General features: G+C 62.0%; 19 protein-coding genes and 1 pseudogene. 10 read left to right on the top strand and 10 right to left on the bottom strand.

What is annotated here, in order from left to right:
* On the top strand, positions 1–360 hold the full coding sequence (locus KBI52_RS30465; protein WP_173949362.1) for an Atu4866 domain-containing protein: 360 nt from the start codon (positions 1–3) through the stop codon (positions 358–360).
* Between the two features lie 157 nt (positions 361–517).
* On the opposite strand, the gene KBI52_RS30460 is transcribed toward KBI52_RS30465, so the two are convergent.
* Positions 518–964: a BLUF domain-containing protein gene (locus KBI52_RS30460; RefSeq protein ID WP_173949361.1), complete on the bottom strand. Its 447-nt coding sequence runs from the start codon at positions 962–964 to the stop codon at positions 518–520.
* A gap of 716 nt (positions 965–1,680) precedes the next feature.
* Between KBI52_RS30460 and KBI52_RS34330 the strand changes: the two are divergent.
* The 3 genes and pseudogenes from KBI52_RS34330 to KBI52_RS30450 all read left to right on the top strand — a co-directional run.
* Positions 1,681–2,013 (top strand): annotated as a pseudogene (locus KBI52_RS34330) (GAF domain-containing protein); the annotation flags it as partial.
* Between the two features lie 183 nt (positions 2,014–2,196).
* Positions 2,197–2,445 carry a helix-turn-helix transcriptional regulator gene (locus KBI52_RS33210; RefSeq protein WP_262265895.1) on the top strand — a complete coding sequence of 83 codons (249 nt, stop codon included), beginning with the start codon at positions 2,197–2,199 and terminating at the stop codon, positions 2,443–2,445.
* 152 nt (positions 2,446–2,597) lie between these two features.
* Positions 2,598–4,079: a PAS domain-containing methyl-accepting chemotaxis protein gene (locus KBI52_RS30450; RefSeq protein WP_210812672.1), complete on the top strand. Its 1,482-nt coding sequence runs from the start codon at positions 2,598–2,600 to the stop codon at positions 4,077–4,079.
* 83 nt (positions 4,080–4,162) lie between these two features.
* Here KBI52_RS30450 and KBI52_RS30445 read toward each other — a convergent pair whose 3' ends face one another.
* From KBI52_RS30445 to KBI52_RS30420, 6 genes are read right to left on the bottom strand one after another with little or no spacing between them, the layout of a single operon-like run.
* The gene (locus KBI52_RS30445) at positions 4,163–5,059 is read right to left on the bottom strand and encodes a carbohydrate kinase family protein (RefSeq protein WP_210812671.1); all 897 of its coding nucleotides are present in this window, start codon (positions 5,057–5,059) and stop codon (positions 4,163–4,165) included.
* Positions 5,056–6,126 carry an ABC transporter ATP-binding protein gene (locus KBI52_RS30440; protein WP_210812670.1) on the bottom strand — a complete coding sequence of 357 codons (1,071 nt, stop codon included), beginning with the start codon at positions 6,124–6,126 and terminating at the stop codon, positions 5,056–5,058. The genes KBI52_RS30445 and KBI52_RS30440 overlap by 4 nt, the downstream gene beginning before the upstream one ends.
* Positions 6,126–7,634, bottom strand: a complete 1,509-nt coding sequence (argH, locus tag KBI52_RS30435; protein ID WP_210812669.1) for an argininosuccinate lyase — start codon at positions 7,632–7,634, stop codon at positions 6,126–6,128. The genes KBI52_RS30440 and argH overlap by 1 nt, the downstream gene beginning before the upstream one ends.
* Positions 7,635–7,639: 5 nt before the next feature.
* A complete protein-coding gene (locus KBI52_RS30430; RefSeq protein ID WP_173949355.1) occupies positions 7,640–8,494 on the bottom strand; it encodes a carbohydrate ABC transporter permease in 855 nt (284 codons plus the stop codon).
* Complete coding sequence (locus KBI52_RS30425) at positions 8,494–9,420, bottom strand: carbohydrate ABC transporter permease (protein ID WP_173949354.1); 927 nt, start codon at positions 9,418–9,420, stop codon at positions 8,494–8,496. Before KBI52_RS30425 ends, KBI52_RS30430 begins: the two co-directional genes overlap by 1 nt.
* A 25-nt stretch (positions 9,421–9,445) precedes the next feature.
* The gene (locus KBI52_RS30420; RefSeq protein WP_371823229.1) at positions 9,446–10,711 is read right to left on the bottom strand and encodes an extracellular solute-binding protein; all 1,266 of its coding nucleotides are present in this window, start codon (positions 10,709–10,711) and stop codon (positions 9,446–9,448) included.
* Positions 10,712–10,868: 157 nt separating this feature from the next.
* On the opposite strand from KBI52_RS30420, the gene KBI52_RS30415 reads away from it, so the two are divergent.
* The 3 genes from KBI52_RS30415 to KBI52_RS30405 are packed head-to-tail and all read left to right on the top strand — an operon-like array spanning position 10,869 to position 15,414.
* The gene (locus tag KBI52_RS30415) at positions 10,869–12,122 is read left to right on the top strand and encodes an ROK family transcriptional regulator (RefSeq protein WP_173949352.1); all 1,254 of its coding nucleotides are present in this window, start codon (positions 10,869–10,871) and stop codon (positions 12,120–12,122) included.
* Positions 12,112–14,508, top strand: a complete 2,397-nt coding sequence (locus KBI52_RS30410) for a PIG-L family deacetylase (RefSeq protein ID WP_247654734.1) — start codon at positions 12,112–12,114, stop codon at positions 14,506–14,508. The genes KBI52_RS30415 and KBI52_RS30410 overlap by 11 nt, the downstream gene beginning before the upstream one ends.
* A 6-nt stretch (positions 14,509–14,514) precedes the next feature.
* On the top strand, positions 14,515–15,414 hold the full coding sequence (locus KBI52_RS30405) for a DMT family transporter (RefSeq protein WP_210812667.1): 900 nt from the start codon (positions 14,515–14,517) through the stop codon (positions 15,412–15,414).
* Between the two features lie 100 nt (positions 15,415–15,514).
* Here the strand turns inward: KBI52_RS30405 and KBI52_RS30400 are convergent, their stop codons facing one another.
* Both KBI52_RS30400 and KBI52_RS30395 read right to left on the bottom strand, forming a co-directional pair.
* On the bottom strand, positions 15,515–16,531 hold the full coding sequence (locus KBI52_RS30400) for an LLM class flavin-dependent oxidoreductase (protein WP_210812666.1): 1,017 nt from the start codon (positions 16,529–16,531) through the stop codon (positions 15,515–15,517).
* 188 nt (positions 16,532–16,719) lie between these two features.
* Positions 16,720–17,472 (bottom strand): SDR family NAD(P)-dependent oxidoreductase, encoded by a 753-nt coding sequence (locus tag KBI52_RS30395; protein ID WP_210812665.1) that lies wholly within the window; start codon positions 17,470–17,472, stop codon positions 16,720–16,722.
* A 111-nt stretch (positions 17,473–17,583) separates the two neighbouring features.
* Between KBI52_RS30395 and KBI52_RS30390 the strand changes: the two genes are divergently transcribed.
* The 3 genes from KBI52_RS30390 (at position 17,584) to zwf (ending at position 21,388) form a co-directional block, all read left to right on the top strand.
* Positions 17,584–18,492, top strand: a complete 909-nt coding sequence (locus KBI52_RS30390; RefSeq protein WP_173949348.1) for a LysR substrate-binding domain-containing protein — start codon at positions 17,584–17,586, stop codon at positions 18,490–18,492.
* A gap of 389 nt (positions 18,493–18,881) precedes the next feature.
* Positions 18,882–19,877 (top strand): phosphogluconate dehydrogenase (NAD(+)-dependent, decarboxylating), encoded by a 996-nt coding sequence (gene gnd, locus KBI52_RS30385; RefSeq protein ID WP_210812664.1) that lies wholly within the window; start codon positions 18,882–18,884, stop codon positions 19,875–19,877.
* A complete protein-coding gene (gene zwf / locus KBI52_RS30380) occupies positions 19,874–21,388 on the top strand; it encodes a glucose-6-phosphate dehydrogenase (protein WP_210812663.1) in 1,515 nt (504 codons plus the stop codon). Before gnd ends, zwf begins: the two co-directional genes overlap by 4 nt.
* 132 nt (positions 21,389–21,520) lie before the next feature.
* Here the strand turns inward: zwf and KBI52_RS30375 are convergent, their stop codons facing one another.
* The gene (locus KBI52_RS30375; RefSeq protein ID WP_173949345.1) at positions 21,521–21,922 is read right to left on the bottom strand and encodes a hypothetical protein; all 402 of its coding nucleotides are present in this window, start codon (positions 21,920–21,922) and stop codon (positions 21,521–21,523) included.
* Between the last annotated feature and the right edge of the window lie 116 nt (positions 21,923–22,038).

Here is a 22,038-nt window from a genome sequence, read left to right as displayed (position 1 = left end):
ATGGCTTGGAAGGCTCCCTGCCTCGCCTTCTCGGTTTTGCTGGTCGTCGCCTCGACCGGAGCCGGACAGGCAGAATTCGAAGGTCAATCTCAGGTCAGAACGTTGAAGGATATGACAGATCACCCTTATCTCGGCATGTGGGTCACCCGGGATGGCCTCATTCGCCAGGAACTCCTCCCGAACGGACGCTACGATGAGGCGCGGGGCAGTCGCAGGGGCGCCTATCAGGGGCGCTACGAGATACGCGGCGACCGAATCGAATACTGGGATGATACTGGGTTTACGGCGGACGGTGAGTTCATCAACGATGTCCTTCATCATGGCGGAATGCTGTTCTATCGCGAGCGGCAGGTGGAGTAGCCCCAGCGACGGGGCGTCCGAAACGGTGGCCGCGGCCGTGGCAATGCTCTTGATGCGGACGCATCCGGTGCGGCTTGGCGGTGCCCCTCACAACCCTATCAGGAGCGTGTGGTCTCGGGGACGTCGTCCATCGCCCGGCACCGCCAGACGCGTTCCACTAGGTCGTACGATGGTCCTGAAGGACGAACCGCAGAAGGGCAAGGATCGCCTCGGCCTCTGAAGTGTCGCTTCGAAGTGCATTCGCATCGAAACGGGGCTCCAACTCCTCGGGCGTCGACTCCACATAAGCCATGGACCAAGTCGAGAACTCCCGCGCCCGGACCGGGACACAGTCGAGCAACGTCACATTCGTGTGGCGCTCATCACAGGCTATATGCCCGAACAGGCTTTTGACGGCATGGGGCGGCCCCTCCAGGACCTGCGCAAAACGGCGAAGGTCGAACAGCAATGCCCCCGAGATCCCGGTGCGTCTGTTCCAGTCCCGCGACCACGTCAAAATCCGCCGGATTTCGTCGGCCACCGCTTGCGGTTCACCGTCGATCGTCATCTGGCTCCGGTAGATGAGGCGGCACAGGTCCGGCGGGGCTTCCTGCTCTAGGTCCATTCTCACTTGCACGATCGGACTCACAATTGCTCTGGGATCAGAACGGAAAGGTCTTAGCAGACATGATGGTTCAGTCCTTCACATAAGCTATGGTCCGTGGCTGCAAGTTTGGGTAAGGACTATCGAAACCCGCAAACTCTGTCCGCCGTCGTGGAGGGGCCCCTTGACATGATCCCAAGATGTCGGCCTGCGATGGGGACACACAACTGGATCGCATCCATCGGCTGCACGAAGCCTTCGGGATCATGTGCTCCATCGCCCGCCCAATCTGGCGTGAGGAACCGAGCTGGATGTCTCCAAACAATTCCAAGCAGTACCGATGGGACGGTTCCATCGTGGCTCTCAGAGATTCTAAAGGAAGCCTCAAGGTAATCTGGCGCAATTCCGAGTACCGTGGGCGTTACAGTGTTCTAGTTGAACTCGCCTGGGAGGCCATGTCGGAGCCCCGTTCCAGCGTTACTCACTAGGTGGAAGGGAGGTTTCTTCGGGAGCTTCAGCCGCCATTGCGCCCCGATCTGGCCTAAAAACCGATTCGCTATGACAAGCAGGCGGTGCGGCAAACAGGCCCGGGGGAGTGATTTAGGGCGAAGTCTCTGCTAGAGGGCAGGTTTGCCAGATGCCGTTCAACACCATTCCGAGACGATCTATTGCACTATCCTTTTCCTCCCAATGAAAGTGCACGTTTAGAAGCCCTTCGCCGGCTCTCAATCCTCGACATGCCCGCGTCCCCGGCCTTAGAGCGGATCTGTCGTGTCGCCCAGAACCTTTTTGAGATCCCGATCGTCCTCGTAACCTTGGTTGATGCGGAGTGCGTCCGGTTCAAGGCCCGGCTCGGCCTCGGCGACTTGGCTGAGTTGCCCCGGGAGCATGCATTCTGCACCTACACGATCCTGCACGACGTGGCTTTCGTAGTGCCTGACGCGAAGGCGGATCGCCAGTTCGCGTCCTACCCTTATGTCGACGGTGAACCGCAGATCCGGTTTTACGCTGGAGCGCCCCTGATCACCGAGCCCGGCACCCGGCTCGGCTCCCTGTGTGTTCTTGATACCAAACCGCGCCAGTTCACGCCTGAGCAGACAGGAATGTTGCGCGGCCTCAGCCGTCTTGTTGTCGATGAAATCTGGCTTCATCACCTGGAGCAAAGCGGTCGCATTGATCCTGATCCTGCGTCGCTTTCCCATGAGCAGCCTGAGCCTGCCTTTACGTTTGAAATGCCTCTCACGGGTGCCCAGGTGAGAGCAGGCCGTGCCCTGCTGAACTGGTCCGTCCGGGAGTTGGCGGAGGCTTCCGGCGTGTCGCCGATGACGGTCAAACGCATCGAGGCGCAAGGAGGTGACACGGTTCGCAGGGAAAGCCTGAAGGCTGTCGAGCAGGCTCTAAACCGGGCCGGCATATCGTTCCGGTCCAATTCTCATTTCCGGTGCGGAGTAGGGTTCCAGGCCAATCGGCGCGTCGATCACCAGATCCATGAACCATCCTAAGCTTTAAGCCTTAATCTTCACGTCTCATTAAAGCTTTCTGATCACTCTGGGCTCAGTGCAGTCGAAGAAAGAGCTTTCGATTCTGCCAATCGGCGCCATCGACCTCCACTGAGGGGGATCGTGTGAGCGCCCAATGACGATTGGGGCCGACGATGTTCATGTTCCGCCTAACCAATGAGACGAATGCCAAGCTGTCTGCCCTGGACCGGTCGCAAGCCATCATCGAGTTCAAGCTCGATGGCACTATCCTGGCTGCCAACAACAACTTCCTGTCGGTCTTGGGGTACAGCCTGGCGGAGATTCAGGGCAGGCACCACAGCCTCTTCGTCGATCAGGCCACTCGTGAGAGCCGAGAGTATCGGGAGTTCTGGGCCTCGCTCAGCCGAGGCGAGTTCCAATCCGGCGAATACAGGCGAGTTACCAAAGAAGGCCGCGAGGTATGGATTCAGGCGTCCTACAATCCAATTCTGGGACGCGACGGTAAGCCAACCAAGGTGGTGAAGTTCGCAACAGACATCACACAAGCGAAACTTCGGAATGCCGAGTTCGAGAGCCAGATCAACGCGATCGTTCGTTCGCAGGCGGTCATCGAGTTCAATCTTGATGGAACCATCTTGGCCGCAAACGAGAACTTCCTGGCTGCCTTAGGCTACCAATTGGACGAAATCAAAGGCCGTCACCACGGCATATTTGTCGAGGCGCCGTATAGGGAAAGCCCCGAATACCGTCAGTTCTGGGCTTCCCTGGGCCATGGAAAGTTCCACGCCGGCGAATACAAGCGCGTGGGGCGAGGCGGCAAAAAAGTCTGGATCCAGGCGTCGTACAACCCGATCTTCGACATGAGCGGCCGTCCGTACAAGGTGATAAAGTTTGCAACCGACATCACCGCGCAGGTGACGGAGCGGCTCCGGCGCGTCGAACTGCAGAAGTCCATTGCTGTTGATCTGAGCGAGATCACGGACGCTGTTGCGAATGTCACGGAGCAGACTTCGACTGCGGCCTATGCTTCTGGTGAAACCTCCCTAAATGTCCAGGCTGTGGCAGCCGGTGCGGAAGAGCTCGCAGCCTCCGTGCACGAGATCAGTCAGCAGGTTGGTCATGCGCTTGCAATCTCTACAGAAGCCGTCGGCCAAGGTCAGCAGACCAGCGCCATTGTGTCGGGATTGACAAGGTCCGCTCAGAAGATCGGCGAAATCGTTACGCTCATTGACAAGATTGCCTCTCAGACGAACCTTCTGGCCCTGAATGCTACGATCGAGGCGGCTCGTGCCGGTGAGGCCGGCCGAGGGTTTGCCGTCGTTGCGTCGGAGGTCAAGGACTTGGCCACGCAGACGGCGAAGGCCACCGAGGAAATCAGCGGACAAATCGAACAAACGCAGATCGCGACCCGTCAGGTCGTCGATGCCATCGAACTGATTACGGCCACGGTCGTGAAGATCAACGAAATCTCGGTCGCCGTTTCAGCTGCGATCGAAGAGCAGTCGGCAGTGACACGCGAGATGTCGATCAGCATGCAGATGGCATCGCATCGTGTCTCGTCGATTAGCGGCAGCATGAACGAGATTGTCCGCTCCGCCGAGCTCGTCAGCACCGCAACGCGCAAGGTGCGGGAAGCATCGGCCGCCATGGCCTAGATGGAGCGCTTATTGCGTGGGGAGAGCCTTTCGAGAACCTGCATCGCTTCCACATCGGCGAGACGGGTATTCGAAGGTTCCTCTCACCGCAGCTGCGGCGGGGCTCCTCCCGCAGACTGAACCGAAAGGCTGCCGGCCTCGATCCCGGCCGCCACGCTTTTCTCAAGAGCGGAGGTGGCGAGCCATGTGTGCAGGAAGCCCGCATTGAACGCGTCGCCGGCTCCAGTGGTGTCGACCACTGTCACCGAGGGGGCCGGCACAGAGACGCAGGTGGAGTCCTGGGATGCGACAGCGCCATGTTCACCGCGCTTCAGCACGACCAGGGGAAAATGCTTCTGCAGATCGAGCAGGATGGCTTCCGCCGATGTCCCGCCGGTCAACGCGCCTCCCTCCTCCACATTCGGGAGGAAGACGTCGATCCCTGCACATAGCTCGAAAAAACCTGTATCGCGACGGATCAACTGGTCGTCCCAGCTCGGATCAAGCGAGACCGTCAGTCCGCACTCCTTTGCCATGGCGATCACGTCGGGATTTTCCTTGAGGGTCGCGAACTCCGCGATGTGCAGATGGGCCATGTCAGGCGCGGAAAGCGCCTCCTCCAGGGCGGCTGGTCGCGACGTTCCGGCACGTCGGGAGACGAAAGCTCGTTCGCCGTCTTTGATCAGAGCAACAGTCGGCTGGGGCCCGGCATCGTCCGACCGCTCGACGAAGGCGAGGTCGACACCGCTAAACTCAAGCTCAGTTCTGAGGCTTTCCGACAAAGGATCTGTTCCAAGGCGTGTGAGCAGCGCGACCGGCCGGCCGAGAGATGCAATATGAGCTGCCGTGATGTAAGCGCCGCCGCCCGCGACAATAGTCACGGCTTCCGCAAATCGCTCCCGCCCGAGGACGGGCATCTCGTGCAGGCCCGTGAAGATGATGTCGCAATAGGTTCTTCCAAGGCACAGAACCTTAGTCCGATCGGAGGCTCTTCCAGTCATTGGACGGCCAATGTTCTCTCTGTCGTCTTGTCGAAGTAATAGAGCCTCTCTGCCGGAGCGTGCAGAGTGAGTTGCTCACCAATTCTCGGAACATCCCGCCCGGGCGCGGAGCCGATGACAGTCTGGCCTCCGCTCTCGATGTGGACGAGTGTCTCGGAGCCCAGAGTTTCCACAACGACGACCGCGCCCGATACGGACATGCATGATGCTCCGGCATTGGCCGGGGTGAAATCCTGCGGACGAACGCCGACCAAGATATCGGATGTCGAGGCCGGCAAGGATGGTACCTTCACAGAGCCGCCGATCGTTAGATCGGCCCGACCTTCCTTCAACGATGCGGGGATCAGATTCATAGTCGGGCTGCCGATGAAGCGTGCGGTGAAGACGTCGACAGGCTTCTCGTAGAGCTCGAGGGGCGAGCCGACCTGCAGGATCCTGCCATCCCTCATCACGACGATCCTGTCCGCCATGGTCATGGCTTCGACCTGGTCGTGGGTCACGAACACGGACGTGGTGCCGAGCCGATGATGAAGCCGTTTGATTTCGATGCGCATCTGGGTGCGCAGCTGAGCATCAAGATTGGAGAGAGGTTCGTCGAATAGGAACGCCGCAGGATCGCGGACCATGGCCCGCCCGATGGCAACCCGCTGGCGCTGACCGCCCGATAGGGCTGACGGGCGGCGCTCCAGAAGATGCGAGAGGCCAAGGGTCTGCGCGACCTGTTCCACCCGCGCACGCTTCTCGCTCTTCGAGAGATTCGAACGGTAGAGGCCGAAGGCGATGTTGTCGGCAACGGTCACATGCGGATAGATGGCATAGTTCTGGAACACCATGGCGATGTTCCGGTCCTTGGGCTGCAGGTCGTTGACAACACGACCGTCGATTCTGATCTGCCCGTCGCTGATCTCCTCAAGCCCCGCGATCATCCGCAGCGTCGTGGATTTGCCGCATCCCGAGGGGCCGACCAGAACGACGAATTCGCCATCCTGGATCGCGAGGTCGATGCCATGGACAACGGCCGTCTGCCCGTATCTCTTGACGAGGCGATCTATTTCAATGGTCGCCATCAGCGAGCTCCGAGAAGTGCATTGAAGCGGCTTTGAAGATCCTGCGCCGCGGCACGAGCACGGGTCTCGGTGTCCGTCAGCCGGCTGCGGATCTGTGTGATTTCGAGATTGTACCCTGCAATCGCTTGAGCCAGTGCACCCGGGGCTGGTCCTCCGAAACGGTTGCGGACGGCAACGAAGTTCTCGGGCGAGACTATTTCGCCGAATTGCACCGGAGTGATACGTGTCTCACGACCCGCACAGCGATTGAAGGCCATCTGGAATGCCCCGTAGCCATCGCCGGCAATATCTCCGCCGACGGCGACGACGGATCGCGCGACCTCCGCCGCGATCTCATGGGCTTCGCGGAAGGATAGACCCTCTAGGCGAACGAGGCTGTCGGCGAGTTCCGTCACAGTGATGCAGCTGCGACGGATGTTCTGTCGAACCCGATCGGCGTCAATGCGCAGGGACGGGACGAGGGCTGCGAGGAGGTCAAGGACCCGCCCGCCGCTTTCGAAGGCACCATAGCCGAAGCCCTGGCTTTCCCCTTCGCTGTCGTTCATGTCGGTGAAGGGCGTGTTGTGCATGATCGTGAGCATCGCCTGCGCCCGCCCGACGGTCTGGGACGATAGATGTCTCATATGCTCGATCGGGACAGGGTTACGCTTCTGCGGCATGATCGAAGAGATCTGCACGAAGGCATTGGGAACGTAAACCTGCCCGACCTCGAAGCTCGTCCAGAACTGAAGATCCTGGATGAAGCGGCCCAGATGCAGGAAGATCAACTCGATGGCGGAATAGGTGGACGTGATATAGTCGATCGAGGCGATGCAGCCGTAGGAGTTCTGCAGAGGACGGCGGAAGCCGAGCAGGTGAGCCATCAGCTCGCGATCGATGGGGAAGCCGCTCGTCGTGATGGCGGCGGCGCCCATCGGACTCTGGTCGACGATGTCCCGTGCCGCCTCAAGTCGGGCGATGTCGCGTAGCAGGGTCTCAAGAACGGCGGACAGGTAATGACCGAAGACGGTCGGCTGCGCTGGCTGACCGTGGGTATAGGCAACGATCAGCGTTCCGCTTTCCCGCTCCGCCACGGATGCGAGGATCTCGGCCAGCCGAACCAAGCGCTTCAACAGCGGATCGATGCGGTGCTTGAGGCCGAGTTTGAACAGCGTGTGGTCGATATCGTTGCGCGAGCGTGCGGTATGCAGGCGCCCGGCGAGGTCCGGCCCGAGGCGGGCGCGCAGCTGCTTTTCGATGAGGAAGAAGAAGTCTTCGACCTCGCCGGTATAGGTCAGGGAGCTGACGTCAACCTCGCGATCGATGGCTTCGAGCGCTTGAGCGATCGGCCGAGCCTGCTCCAACGTCAGGATTCCCGTCTCGTGGAGCATCACGAGATGCGCCCTGTCGATGAGACGGAAGCCCTCGACATGGTGATCCTTGGCGCCGTCGAAAAGAGGACGCAGCACCGTCTCCTTGTAGACCGGATCCGGAAAGGTGGATGTATCGTTGAACGTGCCTGAGGTCATCGGCTTCAGCCTTTAAGTCCGGCCAGCATCACGCCTCGGACGATGTAGCGTTGAAGAAACAGGAAGATAACGAGCGTAGGAAGGGTGGCGATGCTTGCCCCCGTCATGATCTTCTCCCACTGGATGGACTGCTCTACCGCGAAGCTGGAGAGCCCGACCGGCAGCGTGTAGAGCTCTGCACTGGTCGTCACGATGAGCGGCCAGAAGAAGGCCGTCCAGTTGCCGAGGAAAGTGAAGATCGCGAGCGCCGACAGGGCAGGGGTCACGAGAGGCATGGCGATCTTCCACCAGATGGTGAACTCGTTCAGGCCGTCAATCCTCGCGGCCTCCAGGAAGTCGTCAGGTACGCCTTCGAAGAACTGCTTCATCAGGAAGGTCCCGAATGCCGTCATCATGCCCGGGAACATGATGCCCCAATAGCTGTCGAGCCATCCGAACCGACTCGCCATGAGGTACCAGGGCAAGACCAGCATTTCGGTCGGGATCATCAGTGTGGACAGTATGGCGATGAACACGATGTAGCGACCCCGAAACCTGAATTTCGCCAGGGTGTAGCCGACCAAACTGTCGAAAAATACATTAGAGAGAGTGACGATCACGGCCACGATCGTGGAATTGATCAGCCAACGTGTGAAGCGTCCGTCGCCCAGGATCTCGATGTAGTTGTCGAGGGTCGGCGCTGCCGGAACGACGCGCAGATCGTAGACCTGCGAAGCGTCTTTGAGGGATGTCGACAGCATGAAGAGCAGGGGCGTCACCATGATGATGCCGCCGATGAACAGGAGCGTCCAGGCGACGATCCGTCCGGGCCTGATCCGCGACATGGGCAGAGACCCGCGGGAGGATGCGACAGGGGTCATCAGCGATCTCTCATGATGCGCAGCTGGACAAGGGAGATTACGAGGAGGATCACGAACAGAACCACGGTTTGGGCAGCCGCGTAGCCCATCTCGTAGGAGCTGAAGGCGGTCTGGTAGATCATCAGCACGAGCGGCTTGGTCGAGTTCAATGGCCCGCCGGGATCGTTCGTGTTGATGTTGTAGACCTGGTCGAAGATCCGCAGAAACCCGATGGACGAGAATACGACCAGGAACACGAGGGTCGGCTTGAGCAAGGGGATCGTGATCCTGCGCAGGATCGCGCTCTCAGACAGCCCGTCGATCCGCGCCGCTTCGTAATAGGTCACCGGGATGGCCCGCAATCCAGCCAGGAAGATGATGATCTGGAAGCCGAGGCCGGCCCAGACGGCCGGTGCGAGGACGGCCGGAAGCGCCTGTGTGGTCGAGCGGAGGAACGGCTGCTGAGGGATCCCGAAACTCGCAAGGATGTCGTTGATCACGCCAATGGGAACGGGCTGGTAGAACCAGCGCCAGACCCATGCCATCGCGGCCGCCGTGGTGAGAAACGGCAGGAAATACAAGGCGCGGATGAAGGAGTGCATGAAGCGCACCCGGTCGAGATAGTAGGCCACGGTGAACGAGATCAGCAGGCTGATCGGTGTGCCGAGGATCAGGTAAAGGAAGGTGTTGCGGAACACCTGCCAGAAGAGCGCGTCGGCAAAGAGTCTCTTGTAATTCTCAAGCCCCACGAAGGAGGCAGGTCGCGTGATGGTCCAATCTGTGACGGACAGATAGAAGGCCTGGAATGTCGGCCAGAAGCGGATCACCACGTAGAAGAGAAGGGGAACCGCAAGGAAGCCCCACGCCCAGATCCGCTGCTTCTGGCCAAGGCTCATCCTCGACCAAAGGCCGCCGGTGGCGACCTCCTGATGTGCGATGCTGGACATGGGCTGTTCCCTGCGGTCTCGATAGTCAGCGCTTGGCGCGATCGATGATCGCCTGCTCGGCTTCGGCCGCCTTGGCGAGCGAGGTCTTCGGGTCCTCCCCGCCGATCAGGATTCGGTTCACCATATCGATGGCTCCCTGCCGCTGGGCAGTCTCATCCTTGAACAGGGTCGTGTGGGAGTATTCCAAGCCCTTGAGGAATGGCCCATAGATGGGATGCCCGGTGTTCTCGGGCGTGAGAGCGGCGGCACGCCGCGCCGGCAGTTCGCCCACGACCTCCATCCAGATCTTCATGGCGTCAGGAGAGGAGACGTACTTCAGGAACTTCTCGGCCGCCGCGAGCTTTTCGCCCTCCGCCTTGGCAGTGATCGCGTTGGCGAAGTAGCTGGCGTAGTTGCTGCGCACGCCCTGTGCATTGGCGGGAAGTTCGGTCACACCCCACTCGAAGCTCTTGATGGCGCCGAACGAGCCGAGGCGGAAGGTGCCGTCGATGGTCATGGCGGCGAGGCCCGCGCGAAAGGCGGCCTGCCCTTCGTCCATGAAGCCCGTCTGGCCGACCTTATGCTTCTTTTGCAGGTCCGTGTAGAAGGTGAGCGCCTTCAGGCCCGCCTCGTCGTTGTAGGCGACCTTGGTGTCGTTGTCCGTGTAGGGCACACCGCCGAACTGTCGGATCAGGACTTCCCGCCACCATTGGTGGTCCTGCCCACCCATGTCGAGAGTCATGCCCGCGGAGGTGATGTTGCCGCTGCCATCGCGCTCGGTAGTTTTCTCAGCGGCAGCAACAAGCTCCTCAAGCGTCTTGGGCGGGTTGTTGGGGTCGAGACCCGCATCCTTGAAGATCTTCTTGTTGTAGAAGAGCGCGAGGGAGCGAACGGCAGTCGGTAGGCCATAATACTCGTTGCCGCGCTTCATAGCGCTGATGATCGGGAAGAAATCACGTTCGATTTCCGCAGCCGGAAAGGCCTCGGCGCGGAGGGGACGGATCATCTTGCCGGCGATGAAGTTGTCGGTCCAACCGTAGAAGAGCTGCACGACATCCGGTCCTTGACCCGCAAGAATCGCTGCGGCGACCTTCGTCTGGTAATCGGCGTAGGGAAACGTCGTCTGCTTGACCTTTATGTCCGGATTGGCCTCCTGGAACTTCGCGATCAGCTGAGTCATCGCCTTGACACGCGTGTCGAAGACATACTGCCAATATTCGATCTCGACCGCTTTTGCCCCTGAGGCAGCCAAGGTGACGACGCCTAGAGCGACGCTCGCGAGCATGTGACGAAAACTCATATCCCTCTCCATTCTGCAGGCGCGTGGGCGCCGAAAAATCTCTGGCGGCGGCCTTCGAACGGGCCATTCCAGATTCAAGGCTCCTCCAGAGTGGTCGGCCTGTCAATAAGATAATTAACTTGAGTTATTCATTGCTTCAGGTCATCGTCCCTTTGGTGGAGTGGTCGAGATGCCGAGAAAACCAAAATCAGGTGCGCCATCGACGATCGGAAGCAATCCGGAGCGGAACCGCTTCCACAACCGACGCGTGGTGCTGGACGTGGTGCGGCAACTGGGACCGGTTGGGAGGATGGAGATCTCGCGCCATGCGCATCTGAGCACTCAAGCCGTCTCGAACATTGTTGAGGATCTTGTCGCCGACGGGCTGTTGATCAGAACAGGCCGGCTCAGAGCGGGGCGCGGCCTGCCGCCGATCCAGTTTGCCGTCAATCCGAACGGCGGGATGACGGCCGGGGTCGAAATCGCGGCCGATCATATCTGCACGCTTCTGATCGATATCGGCGGACACGTTCGAGCCCAGCGCCACATCCCCATTCCGCAGAACGACCCCGAGGCCGTGCTTCCCGTCATCAAGGCCGAGATCGACGCGGCGCAGACGCAATTACAGCCTCCCGTACCGCAACTCCTCGGTGTCGGGGTCGTGATGCCGGGTCCGTTCAACGTGGATGGCATGACATCTGTCGGACCCACGACGCTGTCCGGGTGGCTGGACTTCGATGCGGTCGCCCATATTGGCGGCATGCTGGGGGTGCCTGTCACGCTGGAGAACGATGCCACCGCTGCTGCCGTGGGCGAGCGCCTTCATGGCGTGGCCAAGGATCTGAAGAACTTCTGCCTGATATATTTCGGACAAGGACTGGGCCTCGGCATCATGATCGACGGTCGCCCGTATCGCGGGGCGAACGGCAACGCGGGCGAGATCGGGCATGTGCTGGTGGAGAAGGGAGGGCGCCTTTGCTCTTGCGGTCAGAAGGGCTGTCTTGAAGCCTATGCCTCCTTCCACGCGCTCGCTCAACAATTGGCAGCGGCCGGAGTTGACCCCATCGACGATGCGGATCTTGAGCGCCTGCACCGCGAGAGGCATCCCGTCGTTCTCGGATGGATCAGGGAAGCTGCCGGATATCTAGCTCCGCAGGTCGCAATGCTCGAAAATCTCTTCGATCCAGAAGCCATCGTCCTGGGCGGCGTTCTTCCACCCGGATTGCTGGAGGAACTCGTGGAGGCCATGCAGCCCCTGCCTCTGTCGGTCGCACGGCGCAGGAACCGGAGCGAGGCACGCCTGATCCACGGGCGGACCGGCCGCTCGACGGCGGCGCTCGGCGCAGCCGCATTGCCGCTTCTGGAGACCATGACCCCGCGTCTCGATAAGGCTCACGCTGCCCGCCGCGAACAACCGACCGAGGAGATCTCCCTTGCCGGATGACCACAGCCGTCTCGCCCGTGCCGTTCATCAGCCAGCCCTCGTTCGCCTGCACCGTGCCCTGAGCCGGCTCACCTCCGTGCTGACCGTGATGAACACGGGCGCACATCCAGACGACGAGATCAACGGGATGCTGGCGGCTTTCCGCCTTGCTTATGGGATGAGGATCGTGGTCGCATGCTCGACGCGAGGTGAGGGAGGACAGAACGCTCTCGGCCCGGAGCGGGGCGGAGCGCTCGGCGTTCTGCGGACGGCCGAGATGGAGGAAGCGGCGCGTCGCATCGATGCCGACGTGGCATGGCTGGGTCATGGACCCGACGATCCGGTTCACGATTTCGGATTCTCCAAGAATGGCGACGACACGTTACGGCGATGGGGCGAGGAGCGGATCATCGAACGGCTTGTCCGGGCCTATCGGCAGTATCGACCCGACATCGTGATCCCTACATTCCTGGATGTGCCGGGGCAGCATGGCCATCACAGGGCCATGACGCGTGCCGCCGAAGCGGCGCTGGCTATGGCCGCCGACCCGGCGGCGTTTCCCGAGCATGCCGCAATGGGGCTCGCACCGTGGCAGGTTTCCAAGTTCTATCTCCCGGCATGGTCGGGAGCGGGCTACGCCTACGACGATGAGGTGCCGCCGCCGCCTGCAACGCTCGGCGTTCAGGTCGCCAGTGGCGATCCTGTCACTGGCTTAGCCTATCGGCAACTGGGGGAGTGGTCTCGCGCCGCGCATGCGTCTCAGGGAATGGGGGTGTGGCGGAACAACCCGGTCGATCAATGGGAGCTTCATCTGAAGATCCAGGCCGGCGGCACGCCGGGTGCAGAACATGATATCCGCGATCACCTGCCTGCAAGCCTCGGTGATCTCGGCACCGTGATGGGAGCGGCGGAAGCGCTTGGCGCCGCTCTGCGGGAGGCGCAGGAGCGCATTGATGCCGCGCTGGCGGCATTCCCCGATCGCACAATGGTCGGAAGAACACTCAGCAATGCGGCAAAACTGATCGAGGACACGCGGAACCGCCTGGACGGGCCTGCGCTCGACCAATGGGGGCACCGCCTCGACCGGAAGTTGCGCGAGATCGATGCCGCGCTCTTCGAAGCCAATGTGAAAACGGCGAGAGCGACCTTCCAGGGGATGGCTCATCCGGGTGCCGAGATCGGTCTGGATGTTGCCATCGATGTGCCTGGCCTCGCGAAGCTCTCGGTCACACCGCGACTTCCGACCGGGATCCGAGCGACGGAAGTATCCCGTGAGGCGGGGCTCGTCCGCTATGCGATCAGCATTCCTGAAACAGCCCCGCACACGGGAAACTACCCGGAAGCGTTCGACCCCCTGGGCGGCAATGGTCAGGCCGGCATTCGCATCGCGGGTGAGCTTCACGATCGCATCGTCCGGATTGATCTGGATGCCGAAGAGCCATTGTCGATCAGGCCATCCCAATCCCTCTCGCTTGAGCCAGGCTTCGCGGTGGTGAGCGCCCAAAGACCGGCGTCCGGTGTACGGGTGCGGGTTGCCGGAGCGAACCCTTCAGACTGGCAGGTGCCGCCAGGCTGGAGCATTCGGCGCCACGACGATGATTGGATGATCGTGCCGCCCCATCGGGCAGAGCCCGGTCTTGTGAGTTTCATCCCGATCGTCGAGGGCAGACCAGCGAGCACGGTGAGAGCCATTGCCTATCCTCATGTGCGGCCGACCGCGTACGTGGCGCCGGCGGAGTTCAAGGTTCTGATGCTCGATGTAGCGTTGCCGAGAGATGCTCGTATTGGATATGTCGGTGGCGGAAGCGACAATGTCGGCACGCATATGCGCCGTCTCGGGCTCGATGTGACGGATCTGGCGGAAGCCGACCTGAAGGACGGTTCTCTCTCGACGTTTACCACCATCGTCATCGGCATCTTTGCATTCGGGTTGAGACGCGACCTACAGTCCGCGACTGCTCGAGTGCATCGCTTCGTGGAGGAGGGTGGTCATCTCGTGACGCTCTACCATCGTCCGACGGATGGCTGGGATCCGGATCGGACGCCGCCCCGCCGCCTGTCTATCGGTTCGCCGTCCCTGCGGTGGCGCGTGACGGACCCTGCCGCCCCTGTGACGGTTCTGCAACCGGAACATCGCCTGCTCACAGCCCCGAATAGGATTGGGCTGGAGGATTGGCAAGGCTGGGATAAGGAGAGAGGTCTCTACTTCGCCGCCCATTACGACCCGGCCTATGAAGAGCTTCTGTCCCTCCACGATCCTGGCGAGGAACCGCTCACGGGTTCTCTGATCTCGGCTCCCGTCGGCCGCGGGCGGCACACGCATGTGGCGCTGGTGTTGCACCATCAGCTCGACAGGCTCGTTCCTGGGGCCTTCCGCCTCCTGGCGAACCTGGTTCAACCAGCCTGAGAGGACATGGCGACCGAGTCGGAAGGCAGTGCGAGTACGCCTCCTGTTCCATTATGGATCAGCGCAGGGTGGCTCTTGCTCGACATGGCGCTGGTCACGACCATGCAGGCCATGGTCAAAGCCGAGGGCGCGATCTACCCAGCGGTTCAACTTGTCTTTCTGCGTTCGCTGGTCGGCTTTTTGTCGGTGACGCCGCTCGTTTGGCGCCACCGCCAGAAGCTGACCGACCTCTCGAACATTCGCGGGCATCTCGCTCGTGTGGCTTTCAACTCGGCGGCTCTGACCCTCAATTTCGCAGCCTTCGCCGTCTTGCCGCTGGCGCTGGTGACCGCCATCGGATTCACGCGACCGCTCGTACTCCTCGCGATGGCAGCCCTCATGCTGGGAGAGCATGTGAGCCGGATACGCTACGCTTTCACGGCGCTCGGATTCCTTGGCGTTATCGTCATGGTGCGGCCCGACGCGATCCCGTGGAACTTCGGTCTGCTGGCTTCTTTCGGATCGGTGTTCTTCGGCTCTCTCGCGGTCGTTCAGACGAGGCGTCTTGCCGGGGAGGACACAGTCGTTTTGATGCTCTTCTACACGGTTGGCCTGACGCTCCTGACATCCGTTCCTGCAGCCGTCGTCTGGGTGCCGATTCCGTGGGACGAAGCGCCCCGCATCATCCTCGTCGGCGTTCTGGCGCAGCTTGGCCAATATTGCTGGCTGCAGGCTTACCAGAAACAGGAGGCTCACCTCCTTGCGCCCATCGGATATCTGTCAATCCTCTTCTCGGGATCGGCAGGATGGCTCTATTTCGGCGAGATCCCGTCCCTGTCCGTGTGTGCCGGCGCCGCGATCGTGGTTCTCACCACCATCCTGGCGACACCAGCCGAGCGCTGGCTGAAGAATGCCAACAGGCCGTGAGGCCAGGGCCTCGGCGACTATCCCCATCGCCCTCTCAACTTCCTTGTCATTCAAGTCGTGAGACGCCCGTCAAGGTGCCGGTGCGGGCGTGGCGTCGGTGTCATCGCCAGCCCAGCGCCGGAGCGACGTGCTGCAGGATGGCCTCGATGACATGGGCGTTATAGTCGACACCGAGCTGGTTCGGCACCGTCAAAAGGAGCGTGTCGGCCTCGGCAATGGCCTCATCGGCCTTGAGCTCCTCCACGAGCCTGTCCGGCTCGGCTGCATAAGAGCGACCGAAGATTGCCCGCATGTCGTCGATGACGCCGATCTGATCGCTATCCTTGCCGCGACCGAAATAAGCCCGGTCACGGTCGCTCACGAGTGCGAAGATCGAGCGCGAGACGGACACGCGAGGCGCGCGGGCGTGCCCTGCCTCTGTCCATGCTTGCCTGTAACGGCGGATCTGCTTGGCCTGCTGGATGTGGAAGGGCTCGCCCGTCTCGTCCTCCTTCAGGGTCGAACTCTGGAGATTCATGCCCTGCTGCGCGGCCCATACAGCGGTCGCGTTCGAGGCGGATCCCCACCAGATGCGCTGGCGCAGGCCCTCCGAATGCGGCTCGAGGCGCAGCAGGCCGGGAGGGTTCGGAAACATCGGCCGCGGGTTCGGCTCGGCGAAGCCTTCTCCTTTGAGGACGTTCAGGAACACTTCCGTGTGGTGACGGGCCATGTCGGCATCGCTTTGACCTTCTTCGGGCGCGTATCCGAAATACCGCCAGCCATCGATCACCTGCTCGGGCGAGCCGCGGCTGATGCCGAGCTGCAGACGCCCGCCGCTGATCAGATCGGCCGCACCTGCATCCTCGGCCATGTAGAGAGGGTTCTCGTAGCGCATGTCGATCACGGCGGTGCCGATCTCGATCCGCTTCGTCCTCGCCCCGATCGCCGCCAGAAGCGGGAAGGGCGAGGCGAGCTGGCGTGCGAAATGATGGACGCGGAAGTAAGCGCCATCCGCTCCAAGCTCCTCGGCCGCTATGGTAAGATCGATGGACTGGAGGAGCGTATCGCGCGCCGAACGCGTCTGTGACTGCGGCGAGGGCGACCAGTGCCCAAACGAGAGGAATCCGATCTTCTTCATGATGCAGTCCTATGCGAGTGCCTTCGATCGATTCGCCACGATAGCAGGTCGGTCGGCTGTTCGTGCAGAGGCTTTCCCCGCAAGCCCAGCTCCGCCGGGTCGGCGATATCTGGCGAGGGGTGTGGTATGAGGGCCGAGGGCGTTTGGTGACCTCGGCCGCTCCGGTTCGGAATCAGGTCGTTCTCATCTCAGATTTGAACCTGCCCACCATCGACGAAGAGCTCGATTCCATTGACGAAGCTCGCCTCGTCGGAGGCGAGGAACAGCACGGCCCTGGCGATCTCGTCAGGCTGGCCGATCCGCCCGGCCGGAATGAGGCCGGCGAGATAGTCCTTGGTCCCCTGTGCCTGGTCACCGCCGCCGAAGAGTTCGTTCAGGCCCGCGGTCTCAGTGACGCCGGGACTGACCGCATTCACCCGGATGTGCCGGTCCTTCAAATCGAGGATCCAGTTGCGGGCGAAGTTGCGCACCGCCGCCTTGGACGCCGAATAGACGCTGAACCCTGGCGTGCCGGAAATACTGGTCGTCGACGAGGTGAGAACGACCGACCCGCCGTCCTTCAGAAGGGGCAGCGCCTTCTGAACCGTGAACAGCACGCCTTTCACGTTCGTGTCGAAGGTGCGTTCGTAGTGTTCCTCGGTGATCGCGCCGAGAGGGGCGAACTCACCACCGCCTGCATTGGCGAAGACAACGTCGATCTGCCCATGCTTCTGCTGGACCGTGTCATAGAGCCGGTCGACATCGGCCAGCCTGCTCATGTCTCCCCGGATTGCAGTCACACGGCCGCCGATCGTTTTCACGGCCTCGTCGAGCGCCTCCTGCCGGCGGCCGGTGATGAAGACCGAAGCGCCTTCCGCCGAAAACGCTTTGGCCGTCGCCAGCCCGATGCCGCTCGTCCCTCCGGTGACCACCACGACCTTGTTGTCGAACCTGTTCGTCACTGTCTTCTCCATGCTTGGCCGTGATTGGCCGCTGCCGACAGAGATGTGCCGAGAACGATGATGCGAATAGACGGATTTCATGGCACATAGCGTTTCATCAGAGGAACGATCATGCGAACTGACCTCAACGATTACGCCTATTTTGCCGAGGTAGTGGCTCATGGCGGCTTTGCTGCCGCGGGCCGGGCGCTGAAGGAGCCGAAATCGAAGCTCAGCCGCCGTATTGCCGGGCTCGAGGTACGATTGGGCGTTCGGCTCATTGAGCGCTCGAGCCGCCGGTTCCGGGTGACCGAGGTGGGGCAGGCCTTCTATGAACGGTGTCGCACCCTGCTCCTGGAGGCCGAGCAGGCCGAAGCCCTAGTCGCCGAGGCCAAGGCGGAGCCGCATGGACGCATTCGTATGAGCTGCCCAACCGGCCTCGTCGAAGTCATCTCCGGTACGATCCAAAGCTTCCTGACGCGCTACCCGAAGGTGAAGCTGCAGCTTCTCGCAGTCGATCGCCCGGTTGATCTCATCGGGGAGCGGATCGACGTAGCGCTCCGGGTGAGAACGGCCCTGACGAGCGACGCGGCGCTGACCATGCGCTCATTGGGCACCTCCCGCCGCATCCTCGTAGCCAGCCCGCAACTCGCCAGCCGGCTCCATGCGGACATTACCTCGCTCGCAGCTCTGCCGACGCTCGGAACGAGCGACGATCCTGGAGAAATCGAGTGGACGCTGGAGCGCGACGACCGTGCCATCCATGTGCTGCGGCACGAGCCGCGCATGACATGCGGGGACTTCGCGGCGGTCCGGGACGCAGCAGCCAATGGGTTGGGCATCGCGCTCCTGCCAGATCACGTGTGTGCCGAACACCTTGCTCGCGGCCGGCTTGTGCATGTTCTGCAGGATTGGAGAGGGCAGCGGGGGATCGTTCACCTGGTGTTCACGACCCGGCGTGGGCTACCCCCGGCCGTTCGAACACTCATCGACCACCTGGCGGCTGGCTTTCCCAGAATCGCCCTCGGGGCTGATGAGTGAAGACGCGCCTGCTTGTTGGCGCACGACGCACATCGATGTTCCTTTATGGCGAGAGACGATTATCGGCATTGGTGGACGTGTTCCTGTCGCGTCCACTCGTGACGGTAATGCTCGTTCAAGCTCTTGACGCTCATCCCCAAGGCTATTGCCTTCGCCGCTGGGTTGGGCAAGCCCTGCCGGGGATCTCTCCGCCTGAACCCGCGGCGAAGCGTGGAGCACCACGGAGGTCGTCTCATCCGAGGGCTGTGGTATATGGACGATCCGGCTGATGATCCTAAGTCTTGAGCTAAGCCGATAGGTGCCGGCCCATCTGCTTTGCCACGCGCTGCGTGCACCGGAGACATCAACGCGCAGCATCGCGGCCTACGACACAGAGCTGGAGACTGAAGATGCAGCTGGGAATGGTTGGCCTCGGCCGGATGGGCGGCAACATCGTCCGACGGCTCATGCAGGCAGGGCACACAGGAGTCGTGTATGACCGCGACCCGGAAGCCGTCAGCGGTCTTGTCCGTGAAGGCGCTATGGGAGGTGAGACCCTGGAGGATCTTGTGGCAAAGCTGGAGGCGCCACGGACCGTCTGGCTCATGCTGCCCGCCGGCAGGGTGACCGAAGCGACGGTCCAGCAGCTTGCCGGACTGCTCGAGGCGGGGGACACCATCATCGATGGCGGCAATACCTTCTGGCAGGACGATGTGCGTCGAGCCCGCCAACTCCGCAGCCGCGCCCTCCACTATATCGATGTGGGTACCAGTGGCGGGGTGTGGGGGCTCGAGCGCGGGTACTGCCTGATGATCGGGGGCGAGCCCGAGGCGGTCGAGCGCCTTAATCCGATCTTCGCCGCGTTGGCTCCTGGACAGGGCGACCTGCCGGTCACCCCGGGACGGGAGGGCAGAGATCCCCGGGCAGAGCAGGGCTATATCCATGCCGGGCCGAACGGCGCCGGGCACTTCGTCAAGATGATCCATAATGGCATCGAGTACGGCTTGATGCAGGCCTATGCCGAAGGCTTCGATATCCTGCGCAATGCGTCGAGCCCAGCTCTGCCTCCCGAGCATCGCTTCGACTTCAATGTCGCCGACATTGCGGAAGTGTGGCGCAGAGGAAGCGTCATCACCTCCTGGCTGCTTGATCTCACCGCCACTGCCCTGTCCGCAGACGAGCACCTCAGCACCTATTCAGGGTACGTCGAGGATTCCGGGGAGGGTCGCTGGACCGTCGAGGCTGCAATCGATGAAGCGGTCCCGGCCGAGGTTCTGACAGCCGCCCTCTATGCCCGCTTCCGCTCGCGCCAGGACCACACCTTCGCCGAAAAGATCCTCTCGGCCATGCGTAAAGGTTTCGGCGGCCATATCGAGGGGAAGAAGCCGAAAGGAGACGGGGCATGACGCAATCTCCCGCACCTGCCGCCGACCCTTGCTGTTTCGTGATCTTCGGTGCCTCCGGAGATCTGACAAGCCGCTTGCTCCTGCCGGCTCTCTACAATCTCGCCGCCACGGGCCTGCTCCCGGAGCGCTTCGCTATCGTGGGCGTAGCGCGCAGCGTCCGAACGGCCGACGAGTTCCGGGAGGATCTTCTGACGGCGTTGAAGGGGCATGCCACCCGTGAGGTGGACCCGGACCTGGCCCAAAGGCTTGTCGCCCATGTCGCCTACGTGTCCGGCAGCATCGACGACGGCGGGACCTTTCTCCAACTCAAGGCGGTCCTGGAGGAGCTTGAGGCAACGGCAGGCACGGACGGCAATCGCCTGTTCTACCTGGCCATGCCACCGGATACGTTCGAGCCGATTGCGCGCCATCTGGCGAGGGCCGGTCTGTCCGAGGAGGGTCCATCAGGTACTCCCTGGCGCCGGGTCGTGGTCGAGAAGCCCTTCGGGACGGACCTGGCCTCGGCCCGGGCTCTCAACCAAGCCCTTCTGGAAGTGCTCGTGGAAGATCAAATCTACCGCATCGACCACTATCTCGGCAAAGAGACGGTCCAGAACATCCTGCTTCTTCGCTTTGCCAATGGGCTTTTCGAGCCGATCTGGAACCGGGATCACATCGATCATGTGCAGATTACGGTGGCCGAAACCGTCAACGTCGGGAGGCGAGGGCGCTTCTACGACAGGACGGGAGCCCTGCGGGACATGGTGCCCAACCACCTGTTCCAGCTGCTGGCCCTGATCGCCATGGAGCCGCCGGCCCGGTTCGAGGCGGAGCGCGTTCGCAATGCGAAAGCTGAAGCCCTGGCGGCCATCAGGATCCCGAGCGAGGCCGAAGCGCTCGCAAACTCGGTGCGCGGTCAGTACCGCGCCGGCCGCGTCAATGACGAAGCCGTCGTGGCCTACCGGGACGCCGAGCACGTGGCGCCCGGCAGCACCACGGAAACATATGCGGCTCTCCGGCTTGAGATCGATAACTGGCGGTGGGCTGGAGTGCCGTTCTACCTGAGAACCGGCAAGGCCCTCACGGCCCGCCGGACGGAGGTGGCGATCAAGTTCAAGCAGGCGCCGATCTCGATGTTCGAGCAGACCTCCGTCGACCGATTAGGGCAGAACTTCCTCGTCCTGCGCATTCAGCCCAACGAAGGGATCACATTGCGTTTCAACGCGAAGGTGCCCGGACCTGTGCTTGCAGCGGAGAGCGTCGACATGACGTTCAAGTACAAGGATCACTTCGATGTCGCTCCGAGCACTGGATACGAGACCCTGATCTACGACTGCATGACGGGCGACGCCCTGCACTTTCAAAGGGCCGACGGAGTTGAAGCGGGATGGGCCATAGTCCAACCGTTCCTCGATGCCTGGGCGAAGGCAGGGGCCAGGGGGCTCGAATACTACCCTGCGGGCTCGTCAGGGCCGGAGGAGGCAGGATTCCTGTTGGCCCGCGATGGACGCCGCTGGAGGATCATCGAGTAGCGACGATCCTCCCTCGCGCGCCGTTGACGGCACAAACTGCGGGACAGAGATGTCCTCTCTGCACGGCGTGAAGGGCGCCGGGATTTCAGGCCTGCTTGCAGCGCTTAGGACGTCACTCCAGCCGACAGCGCTTCAGTACGTAGCGGCGTTGAGCTTGACAGAAACAGGCGGACCGGACTCGAACGGTGTGCTGCCCCGCGCGAGCAGCCAACCATCCGCACGCTCGAGGCGTGCAACGATCTGCAGCGTGGGCGAAGGAGGCAGGGTTGCCGGCGCCGATAGGGAAAAGGCGAGCGTCGTCGACTTGCCGTCGCTCTGGATGCGCGTTATGGCCGCGCGACGGCGCGCTTCGTCTCGAATCGACCGGTCCTCGAGATAAATCTTGAGCTGGCCTTGGGGAATCACCGTGCCTCCCTCGAACGTGACAGCGCCGCGGATCTCTTGCGATTGTGCTGCGGCGGGCCCTGCCGCGGCAGCGACGGCCGCAACGCCGGCGGCCATCCATAAAGTGCGGCTGTCGGTCGGGCGTTTCATCACAGACTCCATGATCGCCCCGAAGGACTGGCGCATTGGCGCTTTTGCCGCTCCGCGTGTGGTTCGGACACGAGAGACGGATTGCCATCCAACGAGAAGGCGGGGCGCCTGGAAGC

Origin of the sequence: Microvirga sp. HBU67558 (genome assembly GCF_018069605.1) — a bacterium.
In the GTDB taxonomy this organism is placed as follows: Bacteria; Pseudomonadota; Alphaproteobacteria; order Rhizobiales; family Beijerinckiaceae; genus Microvirga; species Microvirga terrae.
The sequence above is the reverse complement of the archived record's forward strand: the minus strand, read 5'-3'. Positions and strand labels throughout refer to the sequence as shown.